12 protein-coding genes are annotated in these 14,431 nt (G+C 48.2%); 3 read left to right on the top strand and 9 right to left on the bottom strand.

The features are described from left to right. Positions 1 to 83 precede the first annotated feature (83 nt). Together BUB59_RS10555 and BUB59_RS10550 are read right to left on the bottom strand one after the other, a co-directional pair. Positions 84 to 3,527 carry an MFS transporter gene (locus BUB59_RS10555; RefSeq protein WP_083540285.1) on the bottom strand — a complete coding sequence of 1,148 codons (3,444 nt, stop codon included), beginning with the start codon at positions 3,525 to 3,527 and terminating at the stop codon, positions 84 to 86. Between the two features lie 86 nt (positions 3,528 to 3,613). Then, positions 3,614 to 4,324 (bottom strand): hypothetical protein, encoded by a 711-nt coding sequence (locus tag BUB59_RS10550; RefSeq protein WP_073229691.1) that lies wholly within the window; start codon positions 4,322 to 4,324, stop codon positions 3,614 to 3,616. Between the two features lie 36 nt (positions 4,325 to 4,360). On the opposite strand from BUB59_RS10550, the gene murJ reads away from it, so the two are divergent. From murJ to BUB59_RS10535, 3 genes are all read left to right on the top strand, one after another. Beyond that, on the top strand, positions 4,361 to 5,944 hold the full coding sequence (gene murJ / locus BUB59_RS10545; RefSeq protein WP_073229689.1) for a murein biosynthesis integral membrane protein MurJ: 1,584 nt from the start codon (positions 4,361 to 4,363) through the stop codon (positions 5,942 to 5,944). Between the two features lie 134 nt (positions 5,945 to 6,078). Continuing rightward, the gene (locus BUB59_RS10540; RefSeq protein ID WP_143160346.1) at positions 6,079 to 7,218 is read left to right on the top strand and encodes an outer membrane protein; all 1,140 of its coding nucleotides are present in this window, start codon (positions 6,079 to 6,081) and stop codon (positions 7,216 to 7,218) included. After that, positions 7,218 to 7,703 (top strand): hypothetical protein, encoded by a 486-nt coding sequence (locus tag BUB59_RS10535; RefSeq protein ID WP_073229685.1) that lies wholly within the window; start codon positions 7,218 to 7,220, stop codon positions 7,701 to 7,703. The genes BUB59_RS10540 and BUB59_RS10535 overlap by 1 nt, the downstream gene beginning before the upstream one ends. Before the next feature lie 50 nt (positions 7,704 to 7,753). Here the strand turns inward: BUB59_RS10535 and BUB59_RS10530 are convergent, their stop codons facing one another. From BUB59_RS10530 to BUB59_RS10500, 7 genes are all read right to left on the bottom strand, one after another. After that, positions 7,754 to 8,167: a hypothetical protein gene (locus BUB59_RS10530; RefSeq protein WP_143160345.1), complete on the bottom strand. Its 414-nt coding sequence runs from the start codon at positions 8,165 to 8,167 to the stop codon at positions 7,754 to 7,756. 135 nt (positions 8,168 to 8,302) lie between these two features. Next, positions 8,303 to 8,794, bottom strand: coding sequence for a hypothetical protein (locus tag BUB59_RS10525; RefSeq protein ID WP_143160344.1), 492 nt, complete (start codon positions 8,792 to 8,794; stop codon positions 8,303 to 8,305). A 7-nt stretch (positions 8,795 to 8,801) separates the two neighbouring features. Further along, positions 8,802 to 11,267, bottom strand: coding sequence for a hypothetical protein (locus tag BUB59_RS10520; RefSeq protein ID WP_143160343.1), 2,466 nt, complete (start codon positions 11,265 to 11,267; stop codon positions 8,802 to 8,804). 12 nt (positions 11,268 to 11,279) lie between these two features. Next, the gene (locus tag BUB59_RS10515; protein WP_073229675.1) at positions 11,280 to 11,597 is read right to left on the bottom strand and encodes a hypothetical protein; all 318 of its coding nucleotides are present in this window, start codon (positions 11,595 to 11,597) and stop codon (positions 11,280 to 11,282) included. Positions 11,598 to 11,715: 118 nt separating this feature from the next. Further along, on the bottom strand, positions 11,716 to 12,327 hold the full coding sequence (locus tag BUB59_RS10510; RefSeq protein WP_073229673.1) for a fibrobacter succinogenes major paralogous domain-containing protein: 612 nt from the start codon (positions 12,325 to 12,327) through the stop codon (positions 11,716 to 11,718). A gap of 95 nt (positions 12,328 to 12,422) precedes the next feature. Beyond that, a complete protein-coding gene (locus BUB59_RS10505) occupies positions 12,423 to 13,766 on the bottom strand; it encodes an SGNH/GDSL hydrolase family protein (RefSeq protein ID WP_073229671.1) in 1,344 nt (447 codons plus the stop codon). A 99-nt stretch (positions 13,767 to 13,865) separates the two neighbouring features. Further along, positions 13,866 to 14,417 (bottom strand): hypothetical protein, encoded by a 552-nt coding sequence (locus BUB59_RS10500; protein WP_073229669.1) that lies wholly within the window; start codon positions 14,415 to 14,417, stop codon positions 13,866 to 13,868. Positions 14,418 to 14,431 lie beyond the last annotated feature (14 nt).

The following is a 14,431-nucleotide window of genomic DNA, read 5'->3' as shown; positions in this document are numbered from 1 at the left end:
AAACGGCTGCGTTCATCACGCAGCCGTTTTTTTTGTGCTAGATCTCTCGACTGCGCTACACTTCGCTCGAGATGACATGCGATTTACTTCACGCCGGCTCTTTCCACCAGTTCCATGGCCAGCTTCTTCATGTTGGGGAAGTCCCACTTGCCGCTTCCCAACTTGGGAATAGAGGGCACCTGGAAGAGAGAGCCAGGAATCATGAGGGGCGGGATACCGGACTTACGAATCTTGCGGGACAGATCTTCCACATCAAAGTCGCCCACCACCATGAGCACAATACGTTCGCCCTTGACGGAATCGGGAACGGCGACCACGGCAAATTCCATACCTTCCAGAAGGCCCGTTTCAGCCAGACGAAGTTCCACTGCGGTAAGAGAAATCATTTCGCCGCCAAGCTTTGCAAAGCGACTGTAACGACCGAGAATCTGGACGAAGCCATCAGCGGTAATGGTGCACTTGTCGCCGGTCTTATACCAGCGGCGACCATCCTTCTCGAAGACGCCCATAGCAGTCTTTTCGGGATCCTTCAAGTAACCACGCATCACCTGCGGGCCAGAGACTGCAAGCATGCCTTCACTAGCGGAATCCAGGAACTCGTTGGTATCGGGATCGATAATGGCCCCGACGGAACCAGGAATGATCTGGCCGATACTAGAAGTATCGCTGCACTTGCACATGGTCAGGAAGTCATCTAGCAGCACGTTGGGTGCATTGAGGGTTGCCAGCGGGGACAGTTCCGTACAACCGTAAGCTTCGTAAATATCCTTACCGAACTTCAGCTTGAAGGCATCGCGCATTTCGGGACGGAGCTTTTCTGCACCCGCCACAATCATGCGGATGGAATCCAGACACATGGGGTGGACCCAACGGTTGATAGCGATAGCGCGCAGGAAGGTCGGCGTACCCATGAGGATAGTCGTCTTGTACTGAGCGCAGACGCGGGCCAGAGTCTTGATGTCCGTCGGGTCGGGACACAGCACCATGGGGACTGCATCCAGCAAGGACATCATGAAGGTCATGGTAAACCCGAAGGAATGGAACAGCGGAAGTAGCGCCGTCATCACATCCCCGCGGTGTAGCTTCACGATGTAGTCGCACTGCTGGGCATTGGCAATAATGTTGAAGTGGGTCAGTTCCACACCCTTCGGGGTGCCTTCAGAACCGGAGCTAAACAGGATGATGGCGTCATCGTCCAGCTTTGCGGAATTGAACCACATGAACTGCAGAAGCCTACCCGGAACCACCTTCACCATGGCGCTTTCCAGCAGACGGGAAATCAGACCAATCTTGGCTTCTTCCTCGTCCAGATAAATCATCTTGCAGACGTCTGCCACTTCGGCGAAGGCGGCGTTCTTACCGCACAGCTTGTCAAAGAAGGCGCGGGTGGTCACCACCGTAGTAACTTCAGACTTGTCGATGCAGCCAAGAACCGTATCCACCGGAGCGGTGTAGTTCAAATTGACGGAAGTCTTGCCCGTTCCCAAGATAGACAAGATACCTAGGGCGGCATCGCGGCTGGTGGGAAGCATGAAGCCCACACGCTTGTCGCTCCTGGCCACTGCACGAATACGGTTGCCGAACTGATGGCAAAGACGGATCATGCCATGACCGGAAACATGCTTACCTGCAGGATCGATCAGGATGGGTCGATTGCGACGCTTGCGCATAGCCCTGAACCAGAGGGGCACAATAGTCTTGGAATAGCTCATGGCCATGTTCCAGACATCGGCGCTCAACAGCTGGATATCCGCGCGAATCTGCTCTTCGGAAGTTTGGTGAGGAACCGGCTTGGAGAAACCCACACTTACGGTTCGGTTAAATGCCTGAGGACGGTTCACGCATTCGTTGGCGTGGCTATAACGGCTCCCCCACAGGCCCTGGATATAGAAAGGCACAATCTGGGCTTCTGTATCTGCCACGGCGTCGTGGTAGTTCAGGGAGAACTTGGAAATGAAGGGTGACTTGGAAACTTCACCTTCCGGGAAAATCACCACCACTTCCCCATTCTTCAGCGCCTTGTTGATCTCTTCCATTGCAGGCTTTGGATCACGGCGGTTAATGGGAATGAGGAACTTGCCGTGGAATAACCAGCGCTGGTACCAGTCGGCAAAAGTGTTTCGATTACTTGCGATCCGCAGGGGTCTAGGGCTAGCGATCTGAAGAACGGCCCAGTCGATATAGCTGAAGTGGGGGCCGATCAGCAAAACAGGACCTGTTTCAGGAATGTTCTGCACGCCCATCACATTCACGCGGTATCTAAAGACGAAGGCAAAGGCAAAGCGAAGACCGGCACGCAAAAGTGCCATGGGAGTCTTGCGCAAGGTCAGCCAGAAACAGATGGTAAGAATCACGCCCACAATGGGGAACAACTGCTGGAGATCCAAATCCGTGAAAGCCAACAGCAGGCATTGTGCCCCCAGGAATACGAACATGACGCTCATCTGGATCATGGAAGATACAGAATGGACACGTCCGGAAGCTTCCGGCTTGGCGTAATGCTGGATAATGGTCCTCAGGAGAACAAAGAGGGTACCTGCCACAAAGCCAAGGATTGCATACATGACGGACAGGATAATCTTGTTTTCCACAAAGGGCAGCGCAAAGGAAATGATGGCGGCAGCCACCACTGCAAAGGGAATCATCCCGGTCTCATAAAAATTACGAGACGCACGAGCTGCGGCCAAGGAACCCACAATGTAACCTACGGCGGTAAGAATCAGGGAACCCTGGAAAAGGCTGACCAGGTGTTCGCCGGTAAGGTCCTGGGACAGCATGAGGAACAGCTGGGAAATAGCCCAGAAGATGGACAGGCCTAAGATGGAAAGACGCACCAGCGGGATAGACCATGTGGCGGTAAAAATGCGCTTGGGAGAGCGGAACTTGGAATCCGCCTGAGCGCTACCCACACGAATAAAGAAGCAGAGCACCGCAGAAAGGACACTCACCCCCAGGAACACGTAAGGCAGCAGGGAGAAACTGAAGGCGGCCTTGGGCAGGTTGATTTCCTGGACGACGGCAGCCTCGGCGGAAGTCATTTCCGGCAGGTAGCCCACCGTAAGGCAGGACACGCTGGCGATACCCAGGACGGAGAACACCATCTGCCAGGCGTTAGCACTAGCCAGATGTTCCTCCCCCACAATTTCGCGAATAATAGCCAGCTTTGCGGGAGTGAAAATTGCGTAAAAAATGCCAAAAAGAAGAACAAGACCGAAAGCAACCCAGCCAATATCCAGGCCAAACAGGATGGAAATAGGAATCAGGGAGACCGCCATGCCCACGGAAGACCAGGCCATGACGCGACTCTTGCGGAAACGGCTAGTAAAGTAGCTGGTAGCCGGCATCATGAAGATGCAGGGTACGAAAAGCGCAAACTGGAGCAACATGCTGCGCCAGAAAAAGCTGGGGCCCACAAAGGAAAAAGACAGCCAACGCTGAAAAACAATAAAAAGACCCATCTGCACGAAAGACGTACAGAAAGCGGCCAGGAGAAACGGGATAATCCCTGAATTCTTCCACAGTCTCATAAAACCTCTATTTAGTCCGCCCAAATATAAAAAATGACGCTCGGCAGCCCTGCCGAACGTCACGAAAACCACAGCGATTCCCTTTATTAGTAGTTCACTGCGAGATAGAAATTGAAGGAACCGAACAGTTCGCCGAAATCGATGTAATCCGTGACGAAGTCATAGGAACAACCTATTTCAAGCTGTGTTTTAGAAGTTTTGAATATAGTCACGCCAACCTCGGCACCACCGGCCAGGCCGAAAGCGAAAATATCGTCACCACTCATGTGGGTATCCCACTGGAAGCCAAGACCAATGCCTGCCCCCAGGAACGGAGAAATCGACTCGTCGTTAAAGTAGTAACGACCGCCGATACGAGCCACTTCGGACCACTGGAAATCCCCATCTCCCCAGGAGAACTGGGTATTGTCCATCAAGGTGATGGCGCCATTGTGGGTCATTTCCCAGATACGGCCGTAATGGAGTACGAAACCCTGGGTCCAGTCGCGCTTGGGGTTGATCTTGGAATCTTCCCAGTTGTGCCAGACGCTTACGCCCAGACCGTAACTCTTGAAGTTATAGGTGGGGCGCTTTTCCTTGGGCAGGTCAGAATTTTCAGCAGGAGCCTGGCGCACTCCCGTAGAGGCGCTAGCACCGTAAGCGTCACTGGAGGAAACTTCGGTAGAAGATTCAGCGGAGGAAGTTTCCATGGGAACGCCATTGTCCTCTGGCTGGAAGTCTTCGTATTCATCGACGTTGTCCTGGGCAAAGCCGGCGGCAACAAGTGCAAAGGGAATTAATACAAAAATCTTTTTCATATAAACAAATATACAAAAGTTTCTAATTTTGTCTTTATGAATAAAGCCGCCATTATTGTCGCCGTAAGTATGCTGCTCAGCCGCGTGCTGGGAATCTTCCGTGAAATGCTTTTGGCCCACGCCGCCGGCGTGTCCCTGGAGAAAAACGCCCTGGATTTGGCCTTCATGATTCCCGACATCCTGAATCATGTGGTAAGCACCGGCTTTCTTTCCATTATCTTTATTCCCATCTTCACCGGGTACAAGGTAGCCGGTGATGAAGAGAAAAGCTGGAAGTTCTTCAGCAACGTGCTGAACACCTTCGGCATGGCATTGCTCATTTTGGTGGTACCCGCCTTTATCTTCATGCCGGAACTTTTACAGCTGCTCACCACCAGCGGGGCAACTCCCGAGCTTATTGAGCGCGCCACCTATTACGGACGCATCATCTTGCCGGGTCAGATTTTCATCTTCGTGGGTAGCATCCTGGTGGCCGTGCAGCACACCCGCAAGCAGTTCCTGATTCCCTCCCTCACGGGCTTGATCTATAACGTAGCTATCGTAGGAGGCGGCCTGGCAGGCATTCTCCTGGGACGTATGAACGGAACCGACTACGGTCTAGAAGGTTTCGCCTGGGGTGTTCCCGTTGGAAGCTTCATCGGATTTTTCGCCCTGCAGATTTTTGGCGCCAAGCGTGGCGGCGTAAAGTACGAACTGATTTTACAGCCTAAGCATACCGATATCATTCGCTATTTCAAGATGATGCTTCCTATGTCTCTGGGCGTGGGCTCCATGTTCGGTCTGGAATTCATCATCCGTAGCTTCGGTTCCAGCTTTGGCGGCAGCGGTATCTCCAGCCTCAATTACGCCTATCGCGTCATGTACACGCTGGTGGCAGTCTTCGGATTCTCCGTTTCCGTCACCAGCTACCCTGACATGGCCCGCCTTGTGAAGGAAGGTCAGATCAAGCAGCTGAACGAAAAAATCTGGAAGAGTTTAAGCCGCATGTTCTGCATCCTGATCCCCGCAGTGGTTGCCGTATGGGCTCTCTCCTTCCCCGCTGTTCGAATCCTGTTTGAACGTGGCGCCTTCCATCGCGAAACCACCGAAGCCATTACTGAAATTCTCCGCTGGTACTTGCCCGTATCCCTAGGCCTTTGCCTCCAGGCGGTTCTGGTCCGTAGCTTCTACGCTGCAGAACGCATGTGGCTGCCCACCCTCTTGAACACTGGAATCTTTGCGGCTACCATCCCCGCCTACATCCTGCTGGCGGAACCTCTTGGCATCAAGAGTGTGCCTATCGTAGGCGCCACCGGCGCCCTGCTGCAGGTGATTTCCATGATCTTTATGTGGGCCCGCAAGAACGGTACCGACGGTATGAAAAATGCGCTCATGAATATGGCCCGCGCCCTCGTGGCGTTAGGCATCATGATCTTTGCGGCATTGGGACTGGACCATGTGACGGGAGAATTCGTCCGCAGTACTAGCCTCATGGTACTCGTGGTCTACAGCTGCATTGCAGGCGTCATCCTGCTTTGCGTGACCCTGTTCGTCCAGAAACTTTTGGGCAGCAAGGACGCCGGCGATATCCTCAACGAACTCCTTGGAAAGTTCCTGAGAAAACTTCATTTGAAGAAATAGTCCAGAATAAACTATGGGCGACCTAAAAAAAGGCCGCTCTTTTTATTTTCCCGTCCAGTAGTATTTGCTAGTTTTTAAAAATACTAGCGGGGGTTATTATGCGTTCTAATATTTTTTATAGTATCGTTTTTTCTTTGGTCATTCTTTTTTCCGCAGGAAACACCTTCGCAAAAAGTGATGCTTCGTCAGTAGGCAAAACCGTAGCCGAAGTGTTGCTCTTTCTGCCAGGAATGCTGCTCGAGGAATATTTCGCTAACGTCTTTGATGAAGAGGGCGGTGTCGATCGTTCCGAGGAAATGGTCTTTATCCCCTATCTGGATGCAAAGGGACTGCATCCGGACTATCAAAGATACATCACCCAGACATTCACCCAGTATGTGAAGGAGGTTGGACGCTACAGGCTCAAGGCCGCCGACAAGGAATCACCCTATGTAAGGACAGCATCCGTCCCCGTCATTACAAACATCGCCAGAAAAAAGGGCTGCCCCTACGTCCTGTTCATTACCGTCAAGGAAAACGGAAGCGGCATGCAGTTCGCCTTCGCCATGAAGGACTCCGAAACCGAAGACCTCATCTGGCATGATGAATATATGGCCATCATCCCCGAAGACATCGCCCCAATCCTTTTCCGCGTGGCGAACTCCATGGGTACAGGCAAAAAAGGCAGCAATCCCAAAAGTTTCTATGATGCAGAATACCCAGTATACGTAAAGGAATCGAACTTTCAACCCACCGCGGCCACCCACGCATCCAGCAATTACGAATACACCAATCTCCCCAGCAACTTTGAAAACAAGCCCGACCTGGATTCCGTAGGAAGGACCACTCGCGTCGCATTCGCATTTGGTCTGGATTTGCTATTCAAGGACATCAAGGTGGTAGAAAACTTAACCTTGACCGCCTGGCATGACTTTACCTATGTCATGGTGGGAACCTACTTTGATCTACGCGGATACGCTTCAAGAGACACAACCGTCTTATCCATGGGATTAAATCTGGTAGCACCCATTTTCTTCCACGGCAATAACACACCCTATGTATACGGCGGAATAGGATTTTCCAGCACCAACTACACGGCGGTCAATCCTAAAACCGATAAAAAGGAAGACACGCAAAGCGCTTTAGGCGGCATCCTGTCCCTAGGCGCAGGCTATCAGTTCAATCGCTACGGGCGATGGACAGTCCGCATAGGACTTGAATACTTCAGGAACACTTACCACATCGAAGGCCACAAGATACAGGGCATCGGTTTCAAGACTACCATAGGTTACTAATGATTAAGCCAGCACACATCATTATTGCAGCATTTCTTGCCGTAAGTGTCCAGGCAGGCATCTTTAGCTCCTGGCAGACGATCTATGTATCCGCAGATGACAATCAGGCCTACGACTTTTACGCAAACGGACAATTCCTCTGTTCCGGCAAAAAATGCCATTACAAAAACATGGAATCCAGCTGCAAAATCGAATTCGTAGCCAAGAAAGGCGAACGCATTTACGGAATCGAGGAATTCGGTGATGACTACCAATGGGAAAAACGTTCCTTTTTAGCCAAGGTGCTATTAGACAATAGGGACGAAAACTCCCCCTGCACGGGCACTCATGCCACCGTAAAAATTGACCCCACATTCTACATACAGAACTTCCTGCCGGAAATTATCACCCACACAAACTGGCGGCACCCCATCCCCAAGAATCTGCAAGTTCCGAAGCCGATGCCAAGCCGCGCCGACTGGAAAAAATCACCCTTTGAGGAATAGGGTCAGAAGACAAAAAAGTCTGCGAAGACGAATTTTTATTTCGTCAAAAATCAATCCTTGTTATATTGAACTGCGGCGTTATTCAGTAGATAGTTCTTAACAGGTCGTGACAAGATCAGCCCTACCACAAACATCACGCCGCTGGAGATAGCAATTCCCTGCGATGTCTTGGAATATCTATAGCCTTCGTTAGGCACACGATCCATAAAGGCAAAACTGGAGCAGAAAAGTATGGGACTTGCAATCGCCATAATGGCCCCCGTCCAACCCACAACACTGCCTGCACGGGCATAAGAACGTGATCTTTCATCCTCCAGCAAAAAGGGCATAACCTCGTCTACATCAACTTCCTTATAGTCCATGTTCCAGCCATCAAACCAGTAAGACAGAAGCCCCTCATGAGCATAGGGATATCTAATGTAAGGATGACTAGGACGATCCTCGCTCATCTGCGCAAACAGCAAAGCCGGTAAAAGTAAAACTAACCCCAAATATTTCATAAGAAGTAAAATAGAAAAAGTGCTCCATAAAAAATGAAGCACATAGATAATTGTTAGAATTCAAAATTTTTCTATCATAAGCACCAAACGACTTTCTTATTATTTTTTAGAAGAGCATTCTCCAACCAGATTGGCCTTTATCTTATAAACCAGAGTGGTATCCTTTGATAGGTTTCCTTGGCATATAAAACGGGTTTTCCATAAGAGGTCCACATCGTGTTTGAATTTGGAAGTGACTTCTTGTTTATTGTCGCTAATATAGGCAGAATAAACAATGTTTCCTTCTTTAAGTTTTATTTCAGGTACTGGCGGCATCTTTATCACCGATTCCTTCTTCCCTATGGAAGCGCATAACCCTCCGGCCCCTGAAGGAAGTGCTTCGGGCCAGTCCGGAATTTCAAAAGAAGGCGCAAGCCACATGCCGCATTCGCATTCAACAGAGTCTTTAAACATCCATTGAGGATTTTCTACAGATTCGGCCTTCATGACATGCACAGAAAAACAATTTTCACATTCAAACGAGACACATAATTCCACAGGTGCCGCAAAAGCACTTGCACTTACACAGAGAATAGGAAATAGAGTTTTCATGTCAATCTTAATTACATGGGTTGTTGTCCCATATTTTTTTCAACTTGCTGATTTCATAGTTTACATCTATACGTGCATGACTAATGTTATTACTATCTTCATCATCCCATACATTCTGCAAATTTAACATATTTCTAAATGCAGATTCTACTATTGTCCAATACGTTTCTTTAATCAATTTACATACACCTTTATTTGTTGATCGGCTAGATACCTCCATCTGCTCATTCCATATTTTGTTGCCATAATCTATATATATGGCTTTATGCTTTGACTCATGGTTTTTCAAAACTGAATCATCTCCTTCTAAAGTTGTATTAATTGAACTTTCAGGGGTAGTTAATTCAATAGATATATATAAAGTGGTATATCTTTTTTCAGTACAGTTCGATCTAAATGTGAACGACGCATAAGAATTAGCTGAAACAGATCCACTGATTGTTTTTAGCATTGCTTTGAAATACTTGGATCCTGAGATATTCCTTTTTTGGCTGTTCTCATTTTCTTGTCGAATTATATAAACCGGGCGTTTTACGCTAAAGGCTTCTTTTCTCCTCATGGACCGACCTAAAGCATCAAAATAGTAAGTTTCTTTTAACACATTTTGTTTGATTTCGTCACCGTCATCGATGGTAATAGTCCCTTTTGAAGATTTCTTTTGTAATGAGGCAACATCAGAGCAAATGTAATCATCTTCCTCTTCATAACAATCAACTTGCTTAAACCAGTCATGATATGGGAAGTTATATTTCCATAGCCAATCGGCATTGCAATCTACGTAATCCCTGCTATTATCACATTTGTAACAGGAACCATTGTAAGAATAGCAAGAAGATGTACTTGTCGGCATTGATCCAGAGAATGCGGCACAAACGCCTATCCCACTTTCAACAGTTTTTTCGCCTGTTTCGCAATCAACTTCTCGCCACCACCATGAGTCTTGAGCATTGTAGCTAATGTTCCACCCAGAAACACTACCTCTTTCCGGGTTCAAAGAATAGCACTTACCTTGTTCCATATTCTCTAAGCCAGAATTGAAAATTTGTTCTGGAGTATATTCTTGAGAACCATCTGCAATGAATATTTCTGGTACAGAACTGGAGGAACTGCTTTCTTCGATGATGCAGGAACTTGATTCAGGATATTTTTCAGAACTTGAAGAAAAAAGTATCTCACTTGAACTAGATTCAACAACAGAGGACGACGATCCTTCGCTGGAACTTGAAACTTGTGTGGACGAACTAGATTTATTCCTTCTCTCGTAGTCACTTATGATGTCATTGCAAAAATCTACAGCTCCTGCCAAATTTCGAGGGCTAATGTTTCTCAAACTCCCAGTACCTAATCGTTTATCATTGTAGTATACAACCATAGACCTTTCCATTCGAACAATCTCATCGCCCATGGATATAATTTGTTCTCGTGTAACATTTTGGGGAAGCCAATTCATTGTCCCCTCAGTTATTTGAAGGTTTTTGTCAACATAAACTGATACTCCGATTTTTTCTTTACATCCATTTTCATCTAATTCACTCATGTAACATTGATAAAAAGGATTATGTAGTGATGGGATTGGATTCGCTTCCGCAGATGTTAAATTACCACAATTATATTCATCATAATAACATTTATACCAAGGTAATTCAGGGTCTTCAATGAGCTGTGGATAACCAACATCTGCAAAATAACCTACTCGGATATTGTTATCCTTGTATTCACAGAAAATCATATTATTTTCAGATAAAGAAGGTTCGCCGTGCATGAGCGGTTTCACCTTGCTGACGTAACGAGAAAACTTACATCCACCGTTTCCATCTGAAGTATAACATGTAACTAAGTTGGATTCGGATGAAGAAGACATTCCTATCTCGGAGCTAGAGCTTTCTTCAGAACTGGAACTTCTCACCTCAGAGCTAGAACTTTCTTTACAATAATCATATTCACAAGAGCCATCGCTAGAGGATTCCAATCCATATTCCTCCGAAGAAGAATAATTTTCTTCAGATGAGGAACTACTTTGTGTGGAAGAAGAACTAGAATTTGCTGAGGAACTGGATTCTGAACAACCAGGAATAGTGTGGTCTACTAAGCCACATGATTCAATGGATCCTGACAAATTGCTACCCCAGGAATTCAGGGTGTGTGAACAATACATTTGTGCCGACTTACATTGTTCCTTGCAGTATTTCTTATTCTCTTGTATGTCTCTCAGCATTTCCGTGGAGTTACATGTATTGCATGAAACTCTCAGCACATAAGCATCATCAGCATATCCACCACTACAGGTGTTGTTCGGAGAACTTACGCTTATGTTTCCTTGAAAAACACTTCCTCCGCCACCATACGCCTTACACTCCTTTTCGTAAGCAGCATAACCAGCCTCTGCATATGCTCTGTTTTCATAAACAATACAATCAGCTAAAATCAACGTGTTAAAAAATAACACGCCAAATAAAAAGACAACTTTATTCATTGCCCCCCCCCTTTATTTAACAAACTTCATATTCGGATACTTCGCCTGAACACAGGAACGAAAGTCGTCTGTACCAGAGCCGAACATACTTTCACATTCGCTGAAGTCAAATGAACCTGCTGTTTTAGGCTTAGGAGGCGCAATTCTTTGAACATTTTCTTGAGTTGCTGATTCAGGAGAGGTTGCTTTCAAGGCCTGTTCTTGAACTTCTGCGGGATTATCAACTTCCTGTTCGGCCCTGCCCTTCTGATCGTGAGGTGATTTATGGTCGTCGTTCTTGCAAGCTGTAAGAACTATAGTTGCTACAAATAGCATAGCAATAGCTTTCATTGAGTCCTCCTATTTTATCTAACCAGCGCCAAATGTAGATAAATTATTCCCATTTACTCTAAAAAAGACATCCTTCAAAGGATGCCTTTTTTAGAGAGAAAAATTCTAGCGGAAACTATTAGCGGACGCAGCGGATGGAGTAACCGTTGATCTTGTCCAGATTGTCAATCTTAGCGTTCTTATTAGAAGCGTCAAAGGACATGTAGAAGGCGGTGGTGTAGTTGTGTTCCGAGGAGGACCAGAAGCCGGCCTTGTTGGTATCTTCGAAGTCAGCGAAGCCGCCGTGGAAATATCCAGTGGGAATAGCGTTAAAGCCGAATTCGTCGGTGCCGTTACGTTCCCAGCCGGAAGCGGATTTCAGGGCGTTGGCGCCGCGGATCCACAGGAAGTTCATGTCTTCGTCCTGGACGCCGCCGGCAAGTTTTACCAGGTATTCAAATTCGATCTTGGAAGGAAGGCGCCAGCCTGCGGGGCATGCCTTCATGGCGGATTCCCAGGAATAGAGGCGGCCCAGCTTGTCGCAATTTTCCTGCTTGTCTTCCAGGCACCAGCTGTCTCTTCTGGTTTCGTAATTGAGGTTTTCAGCCATCCACTGCAGGTCACCAATTTTCACGACCTTGTAGGTCATGCCATTACGGGCATCCTTGAGGGGGCTAGATACTTCTATAGTAGCGGTAGCAACAGATGCAAGCGCCAGGGCGCATGCCAAAAACAGCACAAACTTCACCATGATCTCCTGATTCCAACCAGAGTCCGTGTGGGACTCGAGTTGGAAAGATATACCATAGTTGAAGAAAGTGACAAACTTTTTTGGTAAACCTTTTGTTACTTCACGGTCACTTTCGCGGAATAGGAAAGTCCCTTACCGCGGACGAGAACGACGTAACGACCTGCAGGAAGGTTATGGTTTTCAACGGTGTGACCCATCAGGTCCAGGACCGTTACCTGTGCGGATTCCTGAACTCCGGAAACCGCAATGGAGTTTCCTTCCACGCAGATTTGTGGCAGGGCATAATGTAGGTTCCTCGCAGGAGCAATTCCATCCTTGCCGCTGGCTTCGTATAGCGGGGCCATGGCTTCCGCCCAAAGGCGATTCATACTGGCCGCACCTACTTCGTTAGGATGCACACCATCGCTTCCGCCAATCAGTTCCTCGGGATGCTTGGAGAAGTATTCGTAAAAGTCGGGACCTTTCGGCAGGTCGTTTGCGACCCTCAGTTCCTCGATTGCAGTCAGAAATTCCTCGTGGATTTGCCATCCCGCAACCTCGGGATTGGTGGCCATCATCCGGGCGATAATGGGCGTAATACCGCGGGCCTTCGCAGTATCAATAATCTCCTGCATATTATTCTTGAAGATTTGCACATTGTAATTGTTTCCGCCCCAGGCATCGTTGGTACCCATCTCGATTGCCCAGTACCCTACGTTACCGACGTATTCCGCATAATACTTCAGGCCTTCCACCACGCCACTGCTGGTAACGCAACCAATGCCGCCACGGAGCATGGCGGGAAAGTAATTCGGATAGCGGGCGTGGATCAGCTGGGCATAATTGGAGTCCACCGTGGTCTGTTTCATGCCCATCTGGCTAATGCTTGTACCCATGAAAAACCAGGTATCGTTGCCGCCATTACTCATGTCGAACACACCGATTTCTTCCAGGTTCTTGACAGGGCTTTCCGCCACAATCTTGAACCAGGACTTGCCTGCAAAATCAATGGCCAGGCCGCGGCTCATGGCGCCGCTCTCCCCCACTTCCGCAGCGGTTTCCCAATCACCGTCCACGCCGTTGGTGGAGTTGCCGGAGGTCAGAATTTTAAAGTTCTGGAGGTTGGAACCTTCTTGAGGATTGTGGGCGCAGGAGGCTTGTACTTGCACGTACTGGTTGCTGGTCCAGGCCTCGTCACCGCGGGTCTGCCAGGTAATGAAAATCTTGGAGGGTCCCTCCCCCACATTCAAGGCCAGCTCGGAAGCAGAGGCAATCTGGTTAAAGTCCAGATGTCCATCAGTATAGACACCCGGCTGCCAGTTCGTATTAACGGCGCCATCTACGTAGAGATTCTTGCCGATGCTCAAGTTAGGATTTGCAGTAATAGCAAAGGCATTGGCGGCGAGAACCGCAACACAGCCCAAACCTGCAACGAAACCACATACTTTAAAATTTTTCATACACCATCTCCAAATACGCCTAAAAAATACTTTCAAAAAAAATCCGTGCAAAACATTTACACGGATTCCTTACAATAATATGGAGATTTTCGCAACAGCCTAGTCATCCCAGACGTCAGAGGGTGTGGGTTTGTCGTCCCCTCTCAATCGGGCGTTGTAAATATCTATGGCTGCGTTGTAGTGGTTGTTGGATTGACGCACACAGTAGCCTTCCAGCAGGAGGCCTCCCAAAGTAGCGATACCGCCACCTGCAGAAACATCACTAGATCCATAGGCCCAAACGTTTACGCCAATAATTGCAGTAAGCGCAAAGACCAAACCCGCATAACCCCAGCGTTTAGAGGACGCCAGTTCGTCCTTCGCCTTGGGAATATCCGCAAGCATAGTCTCTACCCTATCGAAGCGAATGGTATCCCCCTCCAGCATATAGACCTTGCTTCCAAGCAGCCCGGTACTAAACCATCCCTTGGAAAAGCCTTCTATCAAGGGGACGCCATTAGCGGAATATTGACCCGCCTGATCGTAGGCTCCCACATCAACAGTGGAAACATCCTCCTGTTCTGCAGGCTGATCATAGGGAGACCTGTTCCAGTCTGTCTGGGCGAACAGGGCAAAAGGCAATAAAAGTAAAATGAATAGAATGTTACGCATAACCTAACCTCAAG

The organism is Fibrobacter sp. UWEL (assembly GCF_900142535.1).
Taxonomy (GTDB): domain Bacteria; phylum Fibrobacterota; class Fibrobacteria; order Fibrobacterales; family Fibrobacteraceae; genus Fibrobacter.
Note: the sequence above shows the minus strand (reverse complement) of the source record. Positions and strands in the feature narration are given on the sequence as shown.